This window comes from Rhodococcus sp. JCM 9793, assembly GCF_055380405.1.
In genome coordinates this window covers 1,311,845-1,332,869 of sequence record NZ_AP043721.1, presented here as the reverse complement: position 1 = coordinate 1,332,869, position 21,025 = coordinate 1,311,845, and the positions used below count along the sequence as shown (strand labels likewise).

20 protein-coding genes are annotated in these 21,025 nt (G+C 65.4%); 10 read left to right on the top strand and 10 right to left on the bottom strand.

Annotated features, from left to right (window positions below):
• Positions 1-22: 22 nt before the first annotated feature.
• Together ACZ46K_RS08450 and ACZ46K_RS08445 are read right to left on the bottom strand one after the other, a co-directional pair.
• Positions 23-832: a crotonase/enoyl-CoA hydratase family protein gene (locus ACZ46K_RS08450; protein WP_464747626.1), complete on the bottom strand. Its 810-nt coding sequence runs from the start codon at positions 830-832 to the stop codon at positions 23-25.
• Between the two features lie 118 nt (positions 833-950).
• Positions 951-2,396 carry an ABC1 kinase family protein gene (locus tag ACZ46K_RS08445; RefSeq protein WP_464747623.1) on the bottom strand — a complete coding sequence of 482 codons (1,446 nt, stop codon included), beginning with the start codon at positions 2,394-2,396 and terminating at the stop codon, positions 951-953.
• 182 nt (positions 2,397-2,578) lie between these two features.
• On the opposite strand from ACZ46K_RS08445, the gene ACZ46K_RS08440 reads away from it, so the two are divergent.
• Entirely contained in the window at positions 2,579-3,610 is a 1,032-nt protein-coding gene (locus ACZ46K_RS08440; RefSeq protein WP_464747621.1) for a sigma-70 family RNA polymerase sigma factor, read from the top strand.
• A 32-nt stretch (positions 3,611-3,642) separates the two neighbouring features.
• On the opposite strand, the gene ACZ46K_RS08435 is transcribed toward ACZ46K_RS08440, so the two are convergent.
• Positions 3,643-4,104: a VOC family protein gene (locus ACZ46K_RS08435; RefSeq protein ID WP_054807769.1), complete on the bottom strand. Its 462-nt coding sequence runs from the start codon at positions 4,102-4,104 to the stop codon at positions 3,643-3,645.
• Between the two features lie 86 nt (positions 4,105-4,190).
• Positions 4,191-4,727, bottom strand: a complete 537-nt coding sequence (locus ACZ46K_RS08430; RefSeq protein ID WP_464747618.1) for a hypothetical protein — start codon at positions 4,725-4,727, stop codon at positions 4,191-4,193.
• Positions 4,728-4,842: 115 nt separating this feature from the next.
• Between ACZ46K_RS08430 and ACZ46K_RS08425 the strand changes: the two genes are divergently transcribed.
• From ACZ46K_RS08425 to ACZ46K_RS08415, 3 genes are read left to right on the top strand one after another with little or no spacing between them, the layout of a single operon-like run.
• Complete coding sequence (locus tag ACZ46K_RS08425) at positions 4,843-6,030, top strand: sensor histidine kinase (RefSeq protein ID WP_464747615.1); 1,188 nt, start codon at positions 4,843-4,845, stop codon at positions 6,028-6,030.
• Positions 6,027-6,665, top strand: coding sequence for a response regulator (locus ACZ46K_RS08420; protein ID WP_464747613.1), 639 nt, complete (start codon positions 6,027-6,029; stop codon positions 6,663-6,665). The genes ACZ46K_RS08425 and ACZ46K_RS08420 overlap by 4 nt, the downstream gene beginning before the upstream one ends.
• 34 nt (positions 6,666-6,699) lie before the next feature.
• A complete protein-coding gene (locus ACZ46K_RS08415; RefSeq protein WP_054804728.1) occupies positions 6,700-7,638 on the top strand; it encodes a PaaI family thioesterase in 939 nt (312 codons plus the stop codon).
• Here ACZ46K_RS08415 and ACZ46K_RS08410 read toward each other — a convergent pair.
• The gene (locus ACZ46K_RS08410) at positions 7,616-8,788 is read right to left on the bottom strand and encodes a serine hydrolase domain-containing protein (protein ID WP_464749269.1); all 1,173 of its coding nucleotides are present in this window, start codon (positions 8,786-8,788) and stop codon (positions 7,616-7,618) included. The genes ACZ46K_RS08415 and ACZ46K_RS08410 overlap by 23 nt on opposite strands.
• 172 nt (positions 8,789-8,960) lie before the next feature.
• On the opposite strand from ACZ46K_RS08410, the gene ACZ46K_RS08405 reads away from it, so the two are divergent.
• Positions 8,961-10,928 carry a M13 family metallopeptidase gene (locus ACZ46K_RS08405; RefSeq protein ID WP_464747611.1) on the top strand — a complete coding sequence of 656 codons (1,968 nt, stop codon included), beginning with the start codon at positions 8,961-8,963 and terminating at the stop codon, positions 10,926-10,928.
• A 71-nt stretch (positions 10,929-10,999) separates the two neighbouring features.
• Here the strand turns inward: ACZ46K_RS08405 and ACZ46K_RS08400 are convergent, their stop codons facing one another.
• Positions 11,000-11,722 (bottom strand): M23 family metallopeptidase, encoded by a 723-nt coding sequence (locus ACZ46K_RS08400; RefSeq protein ID WP_464749268.1) that lies wholly within the window; start codon positions 11,720-11,722, stop codon positions 11,000-11,002.
• A 277-nt stretch (positions 11,723-11,999) separates the two neighbouring features.
• Positions 12,000-12,716: an enoyl-CoA hydratase/isomerase family protein gene (locus tag ACZ46K_RS08395; protein ID WP_464747609.1), complete on the bottom strand. Its 717-nt coding sequence runs from the start codon at positions 12,714-12,716 to the stop codon at positions 12,000-12,002.
• A 187-nt stretch (positions 12,717-12,903) separates the two neighbouring features.
• On the opposite strand from ACZ46K_RS08395, the gene ACZ46K_RS08390 reads away from it, so the two are divergent.
• Genes ACZ46K_RS08390 through ACZ46K_RS08375 form a run of 4 tightly spaced genes read left to right on the top strand, consistent with a single transcriptional unit; the run spans position 12,904 to position 17,443 of the window.
• Positions 12,904-14,481, top strand: a complete 1,578-nt coding sequence (locus ACZ46K_RS08390; RefSeq protein ID WP_464747607.1) for an AMP-binding protein — start codon at positions 12,904-12,906, stop codon at positions 14,479-14,481.
• 31 nt (positions 14,482-14,512) lie between these two features.
• Positions 14,513-15,694 (top strand): amidohydrolase family protein, encoded by a 1,182-nt coding sequence (locus ACZ46K_RS08385; RefSeq protein WP_054804729.1) that lies wholly within the window; start codon positions 14,513-14,515, stop codon positions 15,692-15,694.
• Positions 15,691-17,118: a FadD3 family acyl-CoA ligase gene (locus ACZ46K_RS08380; protein ID WP_464747605.1), complete on the top strand. Its 1,428-nt coding sequence runs from the start codon at positions 15,691-15,693 to the stop codon at positions 17,116-17,118. The genes ACZ46K_RS08385 and ACZ46K_RS08380 overlap by 4 nt, the downstream gene beginning before the upstream one ends.
• A 34-nt stretch (positions 17,119-17,152) precedes the next feature.
• The gene (locus ACZ46K_RS08375) at positions 17,153-17,443 is read left to right on the top strand and encodes a DUF3263 domain-containing protein (protein WP_054804730.1); all 291 of its coding nucleotides are present in this window, start codon (positions 17,153-17,155) and stop codon (positions 17,441-17,443) included.
• 46 nt (positions 17,444-17,489) lie between these two features.
• Here ACZ46K_RS08375 and ACZ46K_RS08370 read toward each other — a convergent pair whose 3' ends face one another.
• Both ACZ46K_RS08370 and ACZ46K_RS08365 read right to left on the bottom strand, forming a co-directional pair.
• Positions 17,490-17,951, bottom strand: a complete 462-nt coding sequence (locus tag ACZ46K_RS08370) for a pyridoxamine 5'-phosphate oxidase family protein (protein ID WP_054809550.1) — start codon at positions 17,949-17,951, stop codon at positions 17,490-17,492.
• 151 nt (positions 17,952-18,102) lie between these two features.
• The gene (locus tag ACZ46K_RS08365) at positions 18,103-18,699 is read right to left on the bottom strand and encodes a TetR family transcriptional regulator (RefSeq protein ID WP_054804731.1); all 597 of its coding nucleotides are present in this window, start codon (positions 18,697-18,699) and stop codon (positions 18,103-18,105) included.
• Positions 18,700-18,777: 78 nt separating this feature from the next.
• Between ACZ46K_RS08365 and ACZ46K_RS08360 the strand changes: the two genes are divergently transcribed.
• On the top strand, positions 18,778-19,575 hold the full coding sequence (locus tag ACZ46K_RS08360) for an SDR family NAD(P)-dependent oxidoreductase (RefSeq protein ID WP_464747603.1): 798 nt from the start codon (positions 18,778-18,780) through the stop codon (positions 19,573-19,575).
• A 7-nt stretch (positions 19,576-19,582) separates the two neighbouring features.
• On the opposite strand, the gene ACZ46K_RS08355 is transcribed toward ACZ46K_RS08360, so the two are convergent.
• Positions 19,583-21,025 carry an MFS transporter gene (locus tag ACZ46K_RS08355; protein WP_054804734.1) on the bottom strand — a complete coding sequence of 481 codons (1,443 nt, stop codon included), beginning with the start codon at positions 21,023-21,025 and terminating at the stop codon, positions 19,583-19,585.

The following is a 21,025-nucleotide window of genomic DNA, read 5'->3' as shown; positions in this document are numbered from 1 at the left end:
TATGGATTCCTTCTGTTCTTGGTTACTTGCCGGTGAAGTTGCCCGGGCGGCGTTCCATGAACGCCGCGAGCGCTTCTCGATGGTCTTCGGTGTGGTGCGAGAGCGCCTGCAGCGACGCGGACAGCTCGAGGAGGGTGTCGAGGTCGACGCGCTGTCCTTCGCGGAGCAGCTTCTTGGTCATCCGCAGTGCGTGCGGCGGGTTGACGGCGACACGATCGGCGAGCGCGCGTGCGGTCTCGAGCAGCTGCTCGGGTTCGACCACCTGCGACACCATGCCCCAATCGAGGGCTGTGGCAGCGTCGACGCGATCGCCGGTGAATGCCATCTCGGCGGCGCGGGCGGCGCCGATCGCGCGCGGCAGCAGCCACGCGCCTCCGTCACCGGGGATGATGCCGAGTTTGACGAAGCTCTCGGCGAAGAATGCCTTGGTCGACGCGACCCGCATGTCGCACATCATCGCCAGGTCGCAGCCCGCACCGACGGCGGGGCCGTTGACGGCCGCGATGATCGGGACCTCGCAGTGGAAGATCGCTTTGGGCAGTCGCTGGATTCCGCGCCGGTAGCCGTCGCGGAGTGCGTGCGGTGCACCGGCGAACATGCCGGTGCGATCGACCATGTCCTTGACGTTGCCACCCGCGGAGAACGCAGAGCCGGCGCCGGTGAGGATGACGACGCGGGTCTCGACATCGTCGTTCGCCTCCTCGACGAGTTCGACGAGGCGTTCGACGACGTCGTCTCCGGAGATCGGGTTCCGCGCCTCGGGAAGGTTGATCGTCCACGTGACGACGTGGCCGTCCCGTTCGGCGAGTACGACGTCCTGCGATGCACTCATGGGGTCGTGATCCTTCCGTTGCGCTGCCATCGGCGGTATCGAACCAACGTGTTGGGTCGAACGATCGTTAAACTACGGCGTGCGCGATGGACTGTAAAGACCTCCGACACCTTTTCGCTCAGTCGGGCAGGCTCACGCCCGATTCGGCAATTCTTATGGCCACTTCCTCGGGAAAGACGTTGCGGAAGACGAACGGGTCGCGACCCAGCACCCACCCTGGTGCGAGCGCCGTCGCGTACCGCTCGAAATAGCCCACCTGCTTACCGAACAACACCAGCTCCTCCGGGCTCGTGGTGTTCCATCGACGCCCCAGCGACACGAGTGCACCGATGAGCGCACTGAGCCGCAGCTCCGAGAGATCACGTCCCAGCAGCGGCGCGAAGGTCTCCGCCACCTGCCGCCCGACCTCCGCATCGTCGACGTGGAGATCTTCCGAGACCCCGAGCTCCCGGATGCTGCTCGCGACCGAGGAGAAGTCACCGTCGAGCAGCGCCGAGCGGAACAGCTCGCGCAGCACCGTCCGCCACTGTTCTGGGAGTTCGCCGACGATCCCGAAGTCGAGTAGCGCGACACGGCCGTCGTCGAGATGCCACAGATTTCCTGCATGCACATCGCCGTGGAACGGACCGTGCAACAGCACCGCCTCGATCCACACCTTCACGCCACGTCGGACCAACAGTGCGGTGTCGAAACCGGCCTCTCCTGGCACGACCCGATCGAGCGGTGTGCCCTTCAACCGTTCCATGCAGATAACCCTCGGCCCGCACCAATTCCAGTACACCTCGGGCACGGTGACATATCGGTTGTCGCCGAAGGTCCCGATGTTGCTGCGGAAGCGGTCCTGCCGATCCGCCTCGACCGCGGCGTTGAGTTCGGTCATCGTCGCGTTGTAGAGGTCGCGGATGATCGCGGGGGTGTTGGCGATCCGGAAGAACTCGAAGATCTGCAGCATCTTGGCACCGACATACGCCGCGCGCAGGTCGACGAGCATCCGCCGCGCGATCCCGGGCCGTTGCACCTTGATCACGGCTTCGCGCCCATCGCGGAGCACGCATCCGTGGACCTGCGCGACCGACGCCGCCGCGAGCGGCACATCGTCGAACGAGGAGAACATCTCGTCGATCCGGTGCCCGAGGTCTTCCTCGATGACCGCGCGGGCCTGCGCAGACGGGAAGGTGGGTACGTCGTCGAGCATGCGCAGGCAGGCGTCGGCGAGTCGGGCCGGGAACAGGCCCGGCGACGACGCGACGAGCTGTCCGAGCTTCACGAACGTGGGCCCGAGGTGTTCGAATGCGTCGACCGTGCCGTGCGCGGCGGCGTCGACGAGGCTGCGACGGGGTGCGCGCCCGACGATGCTCATCGCAGCCCATCGCACCACCGCCCACGTCACGAACGCGACGAGCGCGAAGGCGACGACAACGGCGCGACCCAGTTCGGCGAGCCCGAACCTGTCGAGCGGCGGAGTCTCGACGTGCAATGCATCGAGTGGCGGCCCACCCGCGAACGGCCCCACGGGGCCCGCCCCACCCGACGCATCGTTCCGCCCGAAGTGTTCCTGCAACACCTGCCCCAATCCTTACTCCGTGGCCCCCACCAGGACACGGCTTCGTCACGCTACCCGGAGAACCGCCGCAATCGAAGTGCCCGTGACCTCCATCGGAAGACTTCTCGGTCTGTTGTGTGTCGGTCCCCCGGACTACTCTCGGGCAGGTAGTTGTTCAGGCAGTCGGACGAGGGCGGGCACCCATGACAGAACAGCTCCTTGACACAACATCGAGTGACCTCGGCGATGCCGCATTCATGGATGCCGCCGAGCCGTACCGGCGCGAACTGCTCGCGCATTGCTACCGCATGAGCGGTTCCCTGCACGACGCGGAAGACCTCGTGCAGGAGACCTATCTGCGTGCATGGCGCGGATACGACAATTTCGGCGGACGCTCGTCGTTGCGCACATGGCTGCACCGCATCGCCACGAACGTGTGCCTCACGGCGCTCGACGGGCGAAAACGCAGACCCTTGCCCACCGGATTGGGTGCGCCGAGCTCCGATCCGACGGACGACCTCGTCGCGCGTCAGGAAGTCCCTTGGCTCGAGCCGATCCCCGGCAGCTACACCGACGATGGGCACACCGACGACCCGAGCGATCCCGCAACGATCGTCGCGTCACGCGACTCGATCCGGCTCGCGTTCGTCGCCGCGCTACAGCACCTGTCTGCACGGCAACGCGCAGTACTCCTGTTGCGCGATGTACTTCAATGGCGCGCAAGCGAAGTCGCCGCCGCGCTCGACACCACCACCGCCGCGGTGAACAGCCTGTTGCAGCGAGCGCGCGCACAGCTGCGCAGCGCCCAGGCCTCGAACGAAGAACTCAGCGAACCCGACAGCGCCGAAACCCGCGCGCTCGTGAAGCGGTGGGTCGAGGGATTCGAGAAGTACGACATCGACTCGCTCGTCACGATGCTCACGGAGGACGCCATCTGGGAAATGCCGCCGTTCGACGGCTGGTATCAAGGTGCCGACGCCATCGTGACTCTGATCAAGTGCAACTGCCCGGCTGAAGGCCCGGGCGATCAGATCCTTCTCCCCACGGTGGCGAACGGACAGCCGGCCCTCGGACTCTACATGCGCGGTGACGATGGGCAGCATCATCCGTTTCAGCTCCAGGTACTCGACATCGTCGAGGGCAAGGTCGCGCATGCGACGGTCTTTTTCAGCGACGACATCGTCGGGTTGTTCGCGCGTTTCGGGCTACCGGAGACTCCGGTAGCCCGACGCTGAGAGGTACTTGCGCGTCCTCCGGTGCTGAAAGCTCAGCCCTGGGCCGCACCTTCACCCTCGGGTGCCCACTGCGCGGCGGCAGCCTCGACATCCATCCACATGACCTCCCACACGTGGTTGTCGAGGTCGCGGAACGCGCGGCTGTGCGAGAACTCGCCCATCTCCGCGTTCGCCTGCTTCGACCCGGCCGTGATCCACTCGCTTCCGCCCGCGGCGACCGCCCCGTCGACCAACTGGTCCACTGCCTCGCGACTGTCCGCAGACACGCACATCAACACCTCTCGCGCGGTCGAGGTGTCGCAGATGTCGTCGTTGATGAAATCGCGGAATCGCGGCTTCTCGAGCAGCATCACGAACGACTGTTCGTTGATCTCGAGGCACGCGGTGTTCTCGTCGCAGAACATGTCGTTGAAGGTGAAGCCGAGTTTGTCGAAGAAGGCGCGGGTCGCGGCGACGTTCTCGACGGCGAGGTTGGCGAAGAGCATGCGGGACATAGGTATCTCCTCAGGTCGGTGAGCACTGCGTGGGTGAGCGTTCGAAGTAGACAGACCCACGGCCGACGGAGAACTCATCGCGACGATCAGGTTTTGCTCAGAACCCATACCGGTCCGGTCATCAACCAGATGACGGTGATGATTCCGAGTGTCGGGAACACGCTGTTGAGGGCGGCGCTCTGCGCATCGTTCGCGACGGTCGCGCCGAGGCCCAGAACGGCCGCTCCACTGATACCGGCGGCGATGAGCCAGCGCCCGAAACTCGCGATCTCGTGCCGGAACGCTTCCGGTCCTTCCTTCGGTGTCGGCGGTGGCTTCTCGCCGCCGGCGAACCAGTGTGCGAAGCGCGCATCGGCCCAGCGGACGATGCTGGGTCCGAACGCGACACTCACCCCCAGATAGATCCCGGCGATTCGGTGGATGTAGCCGACCTCCGTGCCGTTCCGCAGATCGAGTGCCACAGCTACGAGCAGCACCACGTCGATCACCGGGATCAGTGCGAGCACAACAGCGCCGACCTTCGGTAGACGCAGCAGATATCGGAGCACGAGGCCGAGTGCGAGAACAACCCAGAACCCGACCTCGCTGGCGATGATGAATGCGGTGATGTGGCTGGTGAACATGCATCGAGCATCGCGGCGGGAGGTGCACCGCCGCGTCCGCCGACCGGGTCGCGGGGCGTCATCACTTCGGATGACGACCACCGAAACGGCCTGATCGTTGTGTTCGAATAGCAACGTGATCGACCGCTACGCGCCCACGCTCATCGCACTCGCCTACTTCGCGTGCGGCGCGGTGCTGTATCCGCTGAATCTGGGCGCTCTGGTTTCCGAAGACGGAACGTCGACGGGCGTGCGCTTGCTGATCCTCGCGGCCGTGTGCGTGCCCATTCTCCTGCGCCGGTCGCACCCGCTGCTCGGTCTGGTGCTGGCCTCGATTCCGGTCGCCGTCGACTTCGCGCTCGGCCTGTCCCTGCCGGTGTGGCTCGCGTACGGCGACCTGCTGTTCGCGGCCGCGCTGTACGGCAGTGCCCGGACGAGTGTGTTTCTGGAGCGCGCACCGATCGCGCCGATCGCGATTTTCGCCGTCGGATTCGGTATCTACACCGGCGAGCTGAGACCGGCGGTGTTCGTCGCGGCCATGGGCGTGCTCCTCGTCGCGCTACCCGTGTGGTGGGCCCGCTCGGTGCGCACCCACCGCGACGCCGCAGAAGCCGAGCGCGTCAAGGCGCAGGCACTCGCCCAGGTCGCCGAACTCGACCGGGCGGCCGCGATCACCGCGGAACGGCAGCACCTCGCGCGCGACCTGCACGACATCGTCGCCGGGCACCTGTCGGCGATCGCGATCCAGAGCGAAGCGGCGCTGCGGCTGCGCGAACGCGATCCGCAGAAGGCGATGACGGTCCTCGAGTCGGTTCGTACCAACAGCGTCGAAGCACTCCGGGAGATGCAGTCGATGGTGACGTTGCTGCGCAGCGAGAACGCGCGCGACGACGCCGCCACCGCCGGACGTCTCGCCGACCTGTCCGGCCTCGTCTCGTCGGCCGAGGCGAGCGGCAACGCCGTCACAATCGATACGCGCGAGCTTCCCGAACTCGACGCCGAAGTCGACGTGACCGCCTACCGCATCATCCAGGAAGCCCTGACGAATGCCACCAAGCACGCACCCGGACAGCCCGTAGTCGTGTGCCTCGCGGCTGATCGTCGCGAACTGACGATCCGGATCTCGAACCCGCTCGGGACCAGCACCGGACCTATCGGTACGCCTCCCGACAGTGATGTATTTCCCGACAGTGGGGAACGGCAGGGGCTGCGCAATATCGCGGAGCGCGCCGCCGCGATCGGTGGTGGTGCCCGCTCCCGGGCCGTCGACAATCAATGGCGAACAGAAGTACACCTGCCTTTGCGAAACGGAGCCACCCGGTGACCATCACAGTCCTGCTGGCCGACGATCACACCGCGATCCGCAGCGGCCTGCGGATGATCCTCGAGTCCGACCCAGACATCGAGGTGGTGGGTGAGGCCGCCGACGGCGCCGTCGCCGTGTCGCAGGTACGCGCGCTGCAACCCGACGTGGTGCTGATGGATATCCGGATGCCGGGAACCGACGGCATCGCCGCCACGCACATCATCACCTCGGAAACCGGTAGCCGGGTGCTCGTACTCACCAGCTTCGAGATCGACGAGTACGTATTCGACAGTTTGCGTGCCGGTGCGGGCGGCTACCTCCTCAAGACCGCATCGGCCGATGCTCTGCTGCACGCGATCCGGTCCGTGCACGCGGGCGACGGGGTGCTCGCGCCGGAGGTCACCCGAACGGTGATCGACGCGTTCGCCGCCGTGCGCGAGCGCACGCCCACACCGGTCCCCGCCCTCGATACCCTCACCGGCCGCGAGCGCGAAGTGTTCGACCTCATCGGCGAGGGGCTGTCGAACAGGCAGATCTCTACTCGCCTCGGGGTCAGCGAAACCACCGTCAAAACGCATGTCGCGCGGGTTCTGCACAAGCTGGATCTGCAGTCGCGGATCCAGGCCGCGATCCTCGCGCACGAGTCCCGGTGATCCGCCCACCATCGTCTGAGCGAGAATCGACGGCATGACGCTCGAAATTGCCACGTTCCCGATCGACCGACCCGCCACCTACACGGGGGTCGGAGTGAGCGTGTGCCCGCCCGACTCCGTCTCGGTGACGCAGACAGTCGGCCCCACCTTCTTCGACCACCGCGGACAGGTCACGATCTCGGCGCTCGGCGCCCTGTCCGACATCGTCGGAGCCGCCCCCGCCGGTGTCGCCAGGGAGCACGCCACCGGGCTCCGTGCGCAAGGCGTGCTCGCACAGCTCACAGCGTCGACCGCACATCCGTTCCCGCATTCCGGTCAGGTCTCCGGGGTCGGACGCAGCATGCATTTCGACGACACCTCGGGTCTGTCGTCCGCAGAGATCCTCGATGAGAGCGGCAACCTCGTCCTGCACCTGACCGGACGAACCATCGTCGTCGGGCGCACACCCACCGACGGCGCCGGCTCGGCGGCCGACCCGTTCCCCACGGCCCCGGACAAGTACGAACCCTGGATCGACGGAGATGTCCTCGACTCGAAGTCCGGCCTCGACATCGTCAGCGGCATCGCTGCCGGCACGCTGCCGAGAGGCCCGCTCGCCGGGATGCACGCCCTCCGGGTGCACAGCGTCGAACGCGGTGCGGTGCGCGCCACCGTCACGCCGAGCGAATGGATGACGAACTTCATCGGCTCGATCCAGGGCGGCGTGCTTCTTTCGATCGCCGAGAGCGTCACCGGCCTCGCAGCACAGAGCCTCACCGAAGCGGGCGGGCAGTACAGGATGCTTCAGATCACCCTCGACTACCTGCGCTCGCCCGCGGTGCCGGGACCGCCCGTGCAGGTGCAGTCCGACGTGGTGCGGGCCGGACGGCGTCTCGCATCGCTGGAAACGCTGCTGACCGGCGAGGACGGCACCGTGTACGTTCGGGCGTACGCGAGCGTGCAGTTGTTCGCTAGGTCCTCCGAGCAGCGGTGACCACTGCGCCCCCGAGGCGCGGGAACCGTCCGTCGGAGATCGTGGTGTAGGCGTTGCCCATACGGTTGGTCACGAACGCGAACGACAGTCCGGTCTCAGGATCGGCGAACGCGCCGGAACCCCCGAAACCGTAGTGCCCGATGGACCTGAGCGGCTGGTGCCGCACTGCGACCCAGGCAGGGTGGTAGCCGAGTCGCCAGTTGGGACGGAACCCCAGGACGTAGTCGCGGCGACGCGTCTGCACCTCGAGAAGCTGCTCGACGGTCTCCTCCGCCAGCAACCGGTGGTCACCACCTTCGAGTGCACCCCCGTGTGCGAGCGCGCCGTACATCCGGGCGAGTGAGCGGGCGGTGAACACGCCGTTCCAGCCCGGCATCACGGCGTCGTGCGCCCGAGGGCTGCGCATCACCTCGTCGAACCCCTCCGCCATCCCTGCTTCGGCGAGCCCCTTGATGCCGGGCATCCGCGACATCACCGCACCCGCGGTCGCCCACGGAGCGGGCAGGAAGTTGACCTTGGGGAACACTCGCGCGATGCGGTGCCGCTGTTCGGGCGGCACGCGATACCAGAATTCCGCTGCCCCGTATTCCTCCGCGCCGAGCGGCTCGGCGATCTCCTGCCGGACCAGATCTTGGAACGGCACACCCGTGACCCTCGCGGCGACCTCCGCGACGAGATTCCCGTAGGTCACCGCGTGATAGCCCGGTCCTGTCAGCCGCCGAGGATCCGGGGGCGATGCCGCGAGTGCGGCGGCGACCTTCTCCGAGTCCAGGAGACCGTAGCGTCCGGGGACGAGCCCTCTGGCCTTGTGGAGCCCCGCGCGATGCGACATGAGTTCGCGGACGGTGATGCTCTCTTTCCCGGCCGCGCCGAACTCGGGCCAGTACTGCTCGACCGGTGCGTCGTACGACACCAGGTTGCGCTCGGCGAGACGGTGCAGCACCGTGCTGGCGACCCCTTTCCCCGTGGAGAACGACAGCACGATCGTGTCGCTCGCCCAGCGACGCTGCTTGTCGGCCCACCCGGCCCACACATCGAGAACTGGTTCGCCGTGCAGGTACGCAGCGATCGCGCCGCCGCCCTGACCGGGTTTGTCGAACATCCGGAAGAAGAGGTCCGCGACGGGCAGAAACCGCTTGTCGACGATCATCTCCGTGCGCGGCGTCGCCTTCGACGCCTGTTCGTCACCGCTGGCCACCGTGTTCTTCTCCCGTCCTAGGCTCCTGACCCGATGGTAGGGACCGAGGGGGCGACGTGCGCACGTTCTCCGGCGTTCGAGCGCGTACTGCATCGGGACCGTTACGGGTGGAAGGATGGTGGGCATGACCACTGCGCACTCGGAGACCCGATCCGGAATCGATCTCGACCACGTCGACGAGGGCACACGCGCCCAGGACGACCTGTTCGAGCACGTCAACGGCCGTTGGCTCGCCGAACACGAAATCCCCGCCGACCGTGCCCTCGACGGTGCCTTCCGCACGCTCGCCGACAAGGCCGAGGTGGATGTGCGAACGATCATCGGGGAGGCAGCCGACTCCGACGCCGCACCGGGGACGGATGCGCAGAAGATCGGCGACCTGTTCACGAGCTTCATGGACACCGACACGATCGCGGCTGCCGGGCTCGGGCCGGTCGCCGACGAACTGTCGTCTGTCGCGGGTGCCGCCGACCGCGCCGCACTCGCATCCGTGCTCGGACGGTTGCAGCGGGTGGGTGTCGGCGGCGCGTTCGGTCACTACGTCGACACCGATTCGAAGAACTCCCAGCGCTATCTGATGCACGTGGCGCAGGGCGGCATCGGCCTGCCCGACGAGTCGTACTACCGCGAGGAGCAGTACGCCGAGATCCGCGACGAGTACGTCGCGCACATCGGCCGGATGTTCGCACTCGCCGGCATCGAACACGATCCGCAGCGCGTGTTCGCGCTCGAGTCGAAACTGGCCGCGGGACACTGGGACGTCGTCAAGCGTCGCGACGCCGACCTGACATACAACCTCGTCACCCTCGAGTCGGTGCTCACCGATCTCCCCGGTTTCGACTGGTCCGGCTGGATCGCCGCAACGGGCGCCACCGCGGAGCAGTGGAACGAGATCGTGGTGCGGCAGCCGAGCTTCCTCGAAGTGTTCACACAGGCGTGGGCGGACGAGTCGCTCGACGAGTGGAAGGCGTGGGCGTCGTGGCGGATCTTGCGCGCACGCGCCCCGTACCTGACCGACGCGTTCGTCGACGAGAACTTCGCGTTCTACGGCCGCACGCTCACGGGCGCCGAGGAGATTCGCGAACGCTGGAAGCGCGGCGTGTCACTCGTGCAGGACCTTCTCGGTGAGGCCGTCGGAAAACTCTACGTCGAACGCCATTTCCCGGCCGAGGCGAAGACCCGGATGCAGGTGCTCGTCGAGAACCTCACCGAGGCGTACCGGCAGAGCATCACCGACCTGGAGTGGATGAGCCCGGAGACCCGTCAGGCGGCGCTCCTGAAGCTCGAGAAGTTCACCCCGAAGGTCGGCTACCCCGACAAGTGGCGGGACTACTCGGCGGTCACGATCACCCCGAACGACGTGGTGGGCAACTATCGCAGCGGTTACGCAGCCGAGTACGACCACGAACTCTCCAAGCTCGGCGGCCCTGTCGACCGGGACGAGTGGTTCATGACTCCGCAGACCGTCAACGCCTACTACAACCCCGGCATGAACGAGATCGTCTTCCCCGCCGCGATCCTGCAGCCACCGTTCTTCGATCTGCATGCCGACGACGCCGCGAACTACGGCGGGATCGGCGCGGTCATCGGGCACGAGATCGGTCACGGCTTCGACGACCAAGGTGCCAAGTACGACGGCGACGGAAACCTCGAGAACTGGTGGACCGACTCGGACCGCACCGAATTCGGTAAGCGCACCGCAGCTCTCATCGCCCAGTACGACGAGTTCGAGCCGAAGGCACTCCCCGGCAAGCACGTCAACGGCAGCTTCACGATCGGTGAGAACATCGGCGATCTGGGCGGACTGTCGATTGCGTTGAACGCCTACGAGATTGCCGTCGGGGACGACGAGTCCCCGGTCATCGACGGGCTGACAGGTCTGCAGCGGGTGTTCTTCGGGTGGGCGCAGGTGTGGCGTACCAAGGTGCGCGACGAGGAGGCGACGCGGCGACTCGCCGTCGACCCGCATTCTCCGCCCGAGTTCCGGTGCAACGGTGTCGTGCGCAACATCGATGCGTTCCACACTGCGTTCGACGTGAAGCCGGGCGACGGGCTCTACCTCGAACCCGAGAAGCGCGTGAAGATCTGGTGATCCGACAGTGAAGGACCCCGCGCACCGCAATGGCAGGTGCGCGGGGTCCTTCTCGTCTCGGGTGGAACCGCCTATGACAGGTGGGCTCCGGGGATCGGAATTCCGCGGTTGGCGAGCCACGGCGCGGGATCGATCTTGGTGCCGTCGGCGAGGTGAACCTCGTAGTGCAGGTGCGGTCCGGTGGATTGCCCGCGATTGCCCATCGTGGCGATCTGGTCGCCGGCGCTCACCGGCTGGCCGACCGAGACCAGCGACTGGTCGATGTGGCCGTAGACACCGACTGTGCCATCGTCCTGCTGCACACGAACCCACAGCCCGAATCCCGATGCGGGGCCGGTCTCGATCACGTGGCCGTTGGTGACGGCGAGGATCGGGGTTCCGATGGGGCCTGCGATGTCGACGCCGTTGTGGTTGGTACCCCACCGGGCGCCGTATCCGGAGGTGAAGACACCTGCGGCCGGAAACACCGATGCGGGATGACGCGCGGCTTCCTCGCGGGCAGCCTGCTCCGCCGCCTCACGCGCGATGCGATCCAGCTCGGCCTGATGCGCCGCTGCGGCCTCGGTGATGCGCTGCTGCTCGCGTTCGGTGGCCTTGCGAAGCTTGTCCGCGTAGCTCGAGACGTCGATCCCCGGGATCGACAGCACCTGAGGAGCCGTGGACAGGGCTTCGTTGCTTCCGGTCCACGAGAGCCCCGCCTGGGCGCGGGGCGTCGTGTCGGTCGCGTTGGCAGCAGTCGTTCCCGCTGCCGTGACGGCCCCTGTAACGAGGACCACCGATATCCACCTCCCCATCCGCACGGTGGCGGGTCGGCGTCGGGATGTCACGGTCGGAGCAAGATTTTCGGCAGTGAAAGACAAAACAGCGTTCCTCTGAGCGGCCTCTCGGTAACGAAAGGGTTACGAATCCATCACAGAGTACGTGTTTTGCGTTTATCAGCGGCGTGTTGGTTTGACGCCAGCCAGTTCATCCTTCAACAAATGTCCGAAATTTCCCCACATGAGTCACATACGCAACGCGCACGCTCATCCATGACGTCGAAAATGTGTGCGGCCTCACGATGCCGGGGCATCATTTCCCGCGGTTCATCACCTTGCCTGCGGCGTCCCAATGAGCATCGGCGACCCACAGTTGCGCGAACGCGTCGATCGCTTCATCCGGCGTTGCACCGGAGATGACGCGCTTGATCGACCCCGAGGATTCGTTGACGAGTGAGCGCGCGAGCGAGCGCCAACCTTCGTCGAACGATGCGCGTGACAGCACCTGATCCACGAGACCGACGCGGTGAGCCTCCTCCGCTCCGAGGATCGCGCCGGACCCCGCGAGCATGAGCGCCTTCCCCCGACCCACGAGTGCGGCGAGCCGCTCGGCCCCACCCCACGCAGGCATGATCGCGAGCGAGACCTGATTGAACCCGATCTTGATGTCGTCTGCCGCGATGCGGATATCGGCCGACACGGCGAACTCTGCGCCGCCCCCGAGTGCATGACCGTTGAGTGCTGCCACCACAGGTCCTGGAAAAGCAGCGATCCGGTCGCAGATCGTCCGCATGCGGCGCGCCATGCCCGCGGCCTCGTCCAGCGTCCGCAGCTTGGCCAGCTCCTTGAGGTCACCTCCGGAGACGAAAGCGCGGTCGCCCGCGCCGGTGATGACCAGCACTCGGGCGTCGCCCACCTTGTCGAGCGTCTCATCGAGCCGGTCCATCGTCTCGAGCGAAATCGCATTGCGCGCCTGTGGACGATCGATCGTGAGGACTGCCAGTCCCTCGTCCAGTTCGAGCTCGACCATAGGGTAATTCTCCCAGGTGATATTGGAATTCTTGTTTAGAGAGAATAACATGTTCACATGCTGGCGAAGGCCGGCAGGAACTCCGCCGACGCCGCGGTGTACCTCGGCGCGGCTCTGTCACCACCCGGAGCGCCACGCTCCGTAACCACTGGAGCGACACGCTCCGCGACCACCTGGAGCGCAACAGATGCGGCAGATACCCCCCGAGCTCGTCGAACGCTACGAAAACGAAGGGTGGTGGACACGCGACACCCTCGGCGACCTTCTCGCCCGCGGCCTGAAAGCCGCTCCGGACACCGAGTTCCGGATCTTCTCCGACGTACGGCCCTGGGAGGGGACCTTCGCCGACGTCGAACTCGTAGCTCGCCGACTCGCGGGCGGCCTGCGTAAGCGCGGCGTCGGCCCCGGCGACACGGTGGCGTTTCAGCTGCCGAACTGGATGGAGGCCGCAGCCGTCTTCTGGGCATCGTCGTTCCTCGGCGCCGCGGTCGTGCCGATCGTCCACTTCTACGGACGCAAGGAACTCTCCTACATCCTGGGCGAGGCCAGGCCGAAGGTGTTCGTGAGTGCGGCACGTTTCGGGAACATGGAGTTCACGCCGGACGTGTGTGCGGCGATACCGATCGTGGGCGTGGTCGGTTCCGACAGCGGCGAAATACAAGGATCAGCAGTCCCCTTCGAGGATCTGCTCGACGACGAGCCGTTCGAGGGTGTACTCCCCGCAGACACTGCCGCCGCAGCACTCCTGGCGTTCACGTCCGGTACCACGAGCAATCCCAAGGGCGTGATACACAGCCACCGGAGCCTCGGATGCGAGACCCGGCAGCTCGCCGCGCGGTACCCGGCCGACCGCGGCAAGCAACTGACGGCCGCGCCGGTCGGCCACTTCATCGGCATGGTCAATGCCTTCCTCATCCCGATCCTCGACGGCAGTCCCATCAATCTGCTGGACGTGTGGAATCCCCAGCGAGCACTCGAGCTCATGGAGAGCGACGCGCTCGTCGTCGGAGGCGGCGCCACCTACTTCATGACGAGCCTCGTCGACCACCCCGACTTCGCCCCCGAACGGCACATCCCGTTCATGAAGTACGCGGGACTCGGCGGATCCACGGTCCCAGCAGCAGTGACTCGGCGGCTCGCCGACTACGGCATCATCGTCTTCCGCGCATACGGCAGCACCGAGCATCCGTCGATCACCAGTTCACTGGTGACCGACCCGGAGGACAAGCGGCTCTACACCGACGGCAACGCCGCACCCGGCGTCGAGATCCGGCTGACCGGCGACGGCGAGATCCTCAGCCGCGGACCGGACCTGTGCGCCGGCTACACCGACCCTGCACTGACTGCCAAGGCGTTCGACGATGAGGGCTGGTACCACACCGGCGACATCGGGGTGCTCGACGAGGACGGCTATCTCACCATCACCGACCGGAAGGCCGACTTCATCATCCGCGGTGGTGAGAACATCAGCGCCCTCGAGGTGGAGGAGGTTCTGCTCACCCTCCCATCGGTCGCGGAAGCCGCAGTCGTCTCTGCTCCCGACGAGCGCCTCGGTGAGCACGCCGCGGCGGTCCTTCGGCTACACGCGGGACACACCATGCCCACCCTCGGCGACATGCAGACGCACTTCGCCCAGGCCGGAGTCGCGAAGCAGAAGTGGCCCGAGGAATTGCACGAAGTCACAGACTTCCCCCGCACCGCAAGCGGCAAGATCCAGAAGTTCTTGGTCCGAAAGGATATTGCGGCACGCATCGGAAGAGAATAGTATTCTCACAACGAGAGAAGGAGCATTTCTGATGACAGCGAAAGACTTGCCGTACCAGCTGTTCGATGCGGACAACCACTTGTACGAGACCGAAGAGGCGCTCACGAAGTTCCTCCCGGACAAGTACAAGGGTGCGATCAAGTACGTCCAGGTCGAAGGCCGTACCAAGATCGCGATCCGCAATCAGATCAGCGAGTACATCCCCAACCCCACCTTCGAGGTCGTCGCCCGACCCGGTGCAATGGAGGATTACTTCAAGAACGGCAACCCCGAAGGCAAGAGCAAGCGGGAGATCTTCGGCAAGCCGATGAAGTCGATCCCGGCCTTCCGTGAGCCGGCCGCACGTCTCGAGCTGATGGACGAACTCCAGATCGAGCGCACCCTGATGTTCCCGACGCTCGCCAGCCTCGTCGAAGAGCGCATGCGTGACGATCCGGACCTGATCCACGCGGTCATCCACTCGCTCAATCAGTGGCTGTACGAGACCTGGGGATTCAACTACAAGGAACGTATCTTCACCGTTCCCGTCATCAGCCTCCCCATCGTCGAGAAGGCGATCGAAGAGCTCGAGTGGTGTGTCGAGCGTGGCGCGAAGGCCATCCTCGTGCGTCCCGCACCGGTGCCCGGATTCAAGGGTCCGCGGTCGTTCGCGCTCCCCGAGTTCGACCCGTTCTGGAAGCGTGTCGTAGAACTCGACGTCCTGGTCACCCAGCACTCCTCCGACAGCGGATACGCCCGCTACAACCAGGAGTGGGACGGCACGGGCGCGGAGATGCTCCCGTTCGTGACCAACGCGTTCCGCATGGTCAGCGAGTGGCGCCCGATTCAGGACGCGGTCTGCTCCTGGGTGTGCCACGGTGCACTCTTCCGTTTCCCCGAACTGCGGATCGCCGTCATCGAGAACGGCGCCTCCTGGCTCCCGCACGTGCTCCAGACCCTCGAAGACACCTTCAAGAAGGCACCCGAGGGCTTCGGCATGCAGGACCCGGTCGCTGCCATCAAGAAGAGCATCCACGTCAGCCCGTTCTGGGAAGAGGACTTCAGCAAGCTGACCGCCCTCATCGGCGCGGAGCGCGTGCTGTTCGGTTCCGACTACCCGCACCCCGAAGGGCTCGCCGAACCGACCACCTACATCGACCACATCCAGCACCTCCCGTTCGAGGATCAGAAGCTGGTCATGGGTGGCAACCTTGCGAGGCTCCTGAAGGTATGAACTGGCAGACCATCCCCGAGATGGTCCTGAGTTCGGGCGACCGCTTCGGCAATGCCGAAGCGGTCGTCGACGGGGACCTCCGGATCACCTACACCGATCTCACCGACCGGATCCGTCGAGCCGCCGGTGCTTTCGCCGACGCCGGCATCCGCAAGGGCGATCGGGTGGCGATCTGGGGTCCCAACTCGGCCGACTGGGCAATCGCCGCGTTCGGCCTGCTCACCGCCGGCGGAGTCCTCGTCCCGATCAACACCCGATACCGGGAGGACGAGGCCGCCGACATCATCCGCCGAAGCGGAGCGAAGGCCGTACTCGTCGAGAAGGGCTTTCTCGGCCAGGATTTCACGGTCACCGAACCCGTTCCGGTGTTCGACCTGAAATCCGATTTCCTCTCCAGCGGAGAACCTTTCGAAGTGAAGATGCGCGGCGACGACATCGCCGACATCATGTACACCTCGGGCACCACCGGTCGCCCCAAAGGCGTCATGATGAACCATCGGCAGACGCTGCGGATGTTCTCCGAATGGTGCGATCTCGCCGATCTGCGCCAGGGCGACCGCTACATGATCGTCAATCCGTTCTTCCATATGTTCGGATACAAGGCCGGCCTGATCGCATCGATGATCCGCGGCGCCACGGTCCTGCCGATACCGGTCCTCGACGTCGACGTCGTGCTCGAACTCGTCGAACGCGAGAAGGTCACGATGCTGCCCGGACCCCCGACCCTCTACCAATCGTTGTTGAACTCGTCGAGCGCCCACGACCTGTCGTCGCTGCGCGCCGCCGTGACGGGTTCCGCGGACATTCCGGTCGATCTCATCCGGCGGATCAAGAACGAACTGCCGTTCGAGACGATCATGACGGGGTACGGATTGAGCGAAGGTGGAACTGCCACCGCATCGCGCTCCGGCGACACGTTCGAACAGATCGCCACCACAGTCGGAAAACCGTGCGAAGGCATCGAGATCCGCATAGCCGACGACAGCGAAGTACTCATCCGCGGTTACAACGTCATGCAGGGCTACCTCGACGATGACCAGGCCACGGCCGAAGCGATCGACACCGACGGCTGGCTGCACACCGGCGACCTCGGAACACTCGATCCCGATGGGCACCTTCGCATCGTCGGACGCAAGAAGGACATGTTCATCGTCGGCGGCTTCAATGCCTACCCTGCGGAGATCGAAGGATTCCTACTCGAACACCCCGCCGTCGACCAGGTCGCCGTCATCGGTGTCCCCGACGAACGCCTCGGCCAGGTCGGCAAGGCATTCGTCGTCTCGAGCAACCCGGTGCCGATCGACGACCTCATCGCATGGAGCCGCGATCGTATGGCCGGGTTCAAGGCGCCCCGCTTCATCGAATACCTCGATGCGCTGCCACTCGGCGCCACCGGAAAAGTCATGAAAAACCAACTGCGGTAGGTCGACTCACCACCGCACTACAGGAGGAGGCACGATGAGGGACGAAGCTGCAATGCTGGCCTTCGCCTTGAAGTGGAGGCATTGGAACGGCGGCCCCGACGAAGATATCTTCGTCGAATTCGGCATCACCCCGCCGGAGTTCTTCCACCGACTGCGCGTGCTCCTGACGCGGGATCGGTGGAATCGGCTCGACCCGGAGATCCTCGACCAACTCGTCAAGGTCTGCGACGAGCGTATCGGCGCGATCGACATCCGGTCGGTCGCCGACCGCGATCGGGCGAAGTTCGCCTCGCCCCAGCATCCACTCAGCAGGCTCTCGGCCTGACGCGTTGCTCCGGTCCTGCTGCGCCGGAGCAACGCTCACACGGCCGTCACTTACGCATTTTACTGAAGTCCCAGCTCACGATCTTCGCCGGTTCGAGCTTCAGCCACGCGTGCCGGCCGTCGTAGGAGAAGTCGCGTCCGCCGGCATACTTGTCGGCGAAAAGCCGTTCGGGTTCGGCAAGTTCGTCGACCTCGTCACCTCGGCGCGGTATCTCACCGACGTTCACCGCTCGCCCGCGTAGTTCCACACCCCGAAGGCTCATGAAGTCGGAGCCTCCGTCGTCGACGATCACAGCAAGCCGCGCATCGCGATCGATGTCGGTCCAACGCTGGCTACGGACCAGGGAGTTGAGCCACAACGCCTTTCCGTCCCAGACGTACCACAGCGCACTCAGGTGGGGCCCACCCGAGCCGACGGTCGCAACTCGGCACACCGGCTGATTCTGCAGGAACTCGTCGCGCTCGTCGTCGGACATCGCGATCGCGGTACCTCGTCGTTGTTCGCCCATATCGGTCTCCAATACTGCTCGGTCCGTGACATGTTCGGGAGCCGAGTGTCGCAGTGAGGGGCTGCCGGCCTTCGATCTACGTATCATGGTCGTGGCAGCGGCGACCGGATCGGTCGCGCCTCCGATCATAGGGGCAGAAGGCCGTTCGCTTCTACGAGTGATCGAGTCGGACCGAGCCGACATCGGCGACGAGCGCGAATGCGCGGTCGAGCGCGGCACCGAACTCCATGCGCTCGTCGGAACTCCAGATACTCCATGCCAGATCGATCGCAGCCATCGAGGCGTGGGCAGCCGCGCACGCGCCGATCGGATCTGCCACACGTTCGAGCAGAGCCTGCTCCAGGCCTGCTCGCTGCTCCGACCTTTCCGACGCCAGTCGAGCCCTCAGCGCCGACGATTCGGCGATCATCTTCAGTCGTGCGCGCAGCAACTCCGGTGTCGCGTGCGCTGCATCGATGGTCGGCTGCATGGCTGCCCGAACAGCGTCGACAACTCGCGTGCCGGGTATCGGTTGCGCCTGGCGTAACTGATCGGCGATCGAGAGCCGCCCGATCCGCACTGCGGCGACGACCGCGGCTTCCTTGGAAGTGAAGTACCGGAAGAACGTTGCTCGGGAGATCCCGATCGCCCGAGCGATGTCGTCGACGGTGACCGCATCGAAACCGGCTTCGGCGCAATATGTCGCGGCCGCATCCGCCAATTCGGCCGTGAGAATCTCTCGGCCTCGATCGCGGATGTTGTCGCCCATGGTGAGAAAGACTACTGGCTGATACGCTGAATTGACTATGAGACTCAGTCTCATTCCCGTCATAGAAGAGGACGACCCATGACCGAACGGAATCTTGCATTTCTCGAAGGCGCGCTCGCAGGTAGATCCGCGATCGTGACGGGAGCCGGGCAAGGCCTCGGACGCGACATCGCAATCGCCCTGACGCAGGCCGGAGCCCGTGTCGCGGTCGTCGACATCAACCCGGACACCGCAGATGCGGTGAGTCGAGAACTCGGCAACTACGGCAGTCCGGGTCTTGCCATTACGTGTGACGTGTCCCAGCGCGACCAAGTCGACGCGAGTGTCGCGACCGTCGTATCCGAATTCGGCGGCATCGACATCCTCGTCAACAATGCTCAGAACGTCCGCAACACCCAGATGCCGTTCGTCGACACCGACGAGGAGCATCTCATGGTGCATCTGCGGAGCGGACTCCTCGGCACCTACTACTACCTTCAGGCCTGCTACCCGTATCTCGTGGACCGCACCGGCAGCGTCGTCAACATCGGCTCCGGGGCAGGCGTCGGCGGGCTGAAGGAGCACTTCTCCTACGCCGCAACGAAGGAAGCGATCCGCGCGACGACTCGTGTGGTGGCTCGCGAATGGGGTCCGGACGGCATCCGGGTGAACACGATCTGCCCCGCCGCCTACGACACTCCCGCCATGAAGATCTACCTGGAGAAGGCCGGGGAGGAGACGCAGGCGTGGATGCGGTCTCAAATTCCGCTGGGCCGCTTCGGAGGTGGCGACGAAGTCGCCTCCGTTGCCGTCTTCCTGGCGAGCGATGCGGCCAGTTACATGACCGGACACACCCTGATGGTCGACGGCGGATCGAAGATGGATGCCGGGCGCTGAGTCCTGATCAACCCGTGGCTTGCTCCGGCACATGAGCTTCATGTGCCCGAGCGGTCCCCGGCTTCGGAACTCGAAGCACCATGGCGATGGCACCAGCGACCAGCGCGGTCACACATCCGATCATGAGACCGGTGACGAATCCGGTCCGGCTGGGAATCACGCTTCCCGCGAACTCGATGGTCATCCAACCGAGAACCATGCCGCTCACGGCAGCCGATACAGAACTACCCACGGATCGCAAGAGAGTATTCACGCTGTTTGCAGATGCCCCTTCGGACGGCGGAACCGAACTCAGGATCACTGTCGGAATGGCGCCGTACGCGAGACCGAGACCCGCAGCGACGCTGCAACTGACGAACATCAGTCCCCACGTCGACCCCATCAAGAAGACAGAGGACGCGAAACCTGTGGCCATGAACAAGCATCCCGTGAGCAACGTGGCACGCGGACCACGTGTAGCGGTCAGACGGGCGCTGAGCGGGGCAGCTGCCATCATCGCCAACCCGGACGGCGCACACCACAGACCCATCACGATCATCGACTGACCCAACCCGTAGCCCGTGGATTCGGGTAGCTGCCGGAGTTGCGGGACGAGCAACGACTGGAAGTACGCCGAGAATCCGATCAGGATCGTCACCGAGTTGGTGACCAGTACCCGCTTCCCCATCGAGACCCGGAGATCGATCAGCGGGGCGTCGATCCGCAGCTCCCACAGACCCCAGATCAGAAGGACTACCACCGCGCCGGCGAGCAAGGCGAGTGTCGTCGGACTCGCCCATCCCCACTCGGCGCCCTTCGACACGACCAGCAGCAGGCACACCAGACCCAGAGCAACACCGAGAGCACCGACCGCATCGAAACGCTTCCCGGCACCGTAAGCAGGCGTGGACGGTACAACCCACGCGATGAGCACCGCGGTTACCACACTGAGCGTGGCGACTCCCCAGAACAGGAACCGCCAGCTCGTCGTTTGCGCCACCACCGCGGCAAGGGGCAACCCGAGTGTCCCCCCGATTCCCAGCGACGCACTCATCACTGCGATCGACGATCCCAGCTTCTCCGGCGGTACCAGCGTGCGCAGCGCACTGATCCCCACCGGGACCATGCCGAAGCCCGCACCCTGCAGAGCTCGCCCGACGAGCATCGGCACCAAGGACGACGACAGCGCGCACAGGACCGATCCGACGATCAACGGGATCGTGCACAGCAGCAGTATCCGGCGAGCCCCGTACATGTCCCCCAGCCGGCCGGTCACCGGCGTGGCCACAGCACCCGACAGCAAGGTCACCGTCACCACCCACGACGAGTTGGCGACGCTGGTTCCGAGTATCGTGGGGAGCTCACCGAGGAGCGGAATCACCAGCGTCGACATCAGTGTGGTGACGATGCCACCGAATACCAGCACCCACACGACACGACCGGAACCGCTGGTGCTGTTCGAGTGCGGCAT

Excerpts from the sequence above, each read along its gene's own strand:
- ACZ46K_RS08410 (WP_464749269.1), bottom strand. The coding sequence starts at position 8,788 with ATGATCGTCGACAAGCGGTTTCTGCCCGTCGCGGACCTCTTCTTCCGG.
- ACZ46K_RS08405 (WP_464747611.1), top strand. The coding sequence starts at position 8,961 with ATGACCACTGCGCACTCGGAGACCCGATCCGGAATCGATCTCGACCAC.
- ACZ46K_RS08400 (WP_464749268.1), bottom strand. The coding sequence starts at position 11,722 with ATGGGGAGGTGGATATCGGTGGTCCTCGTTACAGGGGCCGTCACGGCA.
- ACZ46K_RS08380 (WP_464747605.1), top strand. The coding sequence starts at position 15,691 with ATGAACTGGCAGACCATCCCCGAGATGGTCCTGAGTTCGGGCGACCGC.
- ACZ46K_RS08430 (WP_464747618.1), bottom strand. The coding sequence starts at position 4,727 with ATGTTCACCAGCCACATCACCGCATTCATCATCGCCAGCGAGGTCGGG.
- ACZ46K_RS08355 (WP_054804734.1), bottom strand. The coding sequence starts at position 21,025 with ATGCCGCACTCGAACAGCACCAGCGGTTCCGGTCGTGTCGTGTGGGTG.
- ACZ46K_RS08375 (WP_054804730.1), top strand. The coding sequence starts at position 17,153 with ATGAGGGACGAAGCTGCAATGCTGGCCTTCGCCTTGAAGTGGAGGCAT.
- ACZ46K_RS08395 (WP_464747609.1), bottom strand. The coding sequence starts at position 12,716 with ATGGTCGAGCTCGAACTGGACGAGGGACTGGCAGTCCTCACGATCGAT.
- ACZ46K_RS08415 (WP_054804728.1), top strand. The coding sequence starts at position 6,700 with ATGACGCTCGAAATTGCCACGTTCCCGATCGACCGACCCGCCACCTAC.
- ACZ46K_RS08370 (WP_054809550.1), bottom strand. The coding sequence starts at position 17,951 with ATGGGCGAACAACGACGAGGTACCGCGATCGCGATGTCCGACGACGAG.
- ACZ46K_RS08365 (WP_054804731.1), bottom strand. The coding sequence starts at position 18,699 with ATGGGCGACAACATCCGCGATCGAGGCCGAGAGATTCTCACGGCCGAA.
- ACZ46K_RS08450 (WP_464747626.1), bottom strand. The coding sequence starts at position 832 with ATGAGTGCATCGCAGGACGTCGTACTCGCCGAACGGGACGGCCACGTC.
- ACZ46K_RS08435 (WP_054807769.1), bottom strand. The coding sequence starts at position 4,104 with ATGTCCCGCATGCTCTTCGCCAACCTCGCCGTCGAGAACGTCGCCGCG.
- ACZ46K_RS08360 (WP_464747603.1), top strand. The coding sequence starts at position 18,778 with ATGACCGAACGGAATCTTGCATTTCTCGAAGGCGCGCTCGCAGGTAGA.
- ACZ46K_RS08385 (WP_054804729.1), top strand. The coding sequence starts at position 14,513 with ATGACAGCGAAAGACTTGCCGTACCAGCTGTTCGATGCGGACAACCAC.
- ACZ46K_RS08440 (WP_464747621.1), top strand. The coding sequence starts at position 2,579 with ATGACAGAACAGCTCCTTGACACAACATCGAGTGACCTCGGCGATGCC.
- ACZ46K_RS08390 (WP_464747607.1), top strand. The coding sequence starts at position 12,904 with ATGCGGCAGATACCCCCCGAGCTCGTCGAACGCTACGAAAACGAAGGG.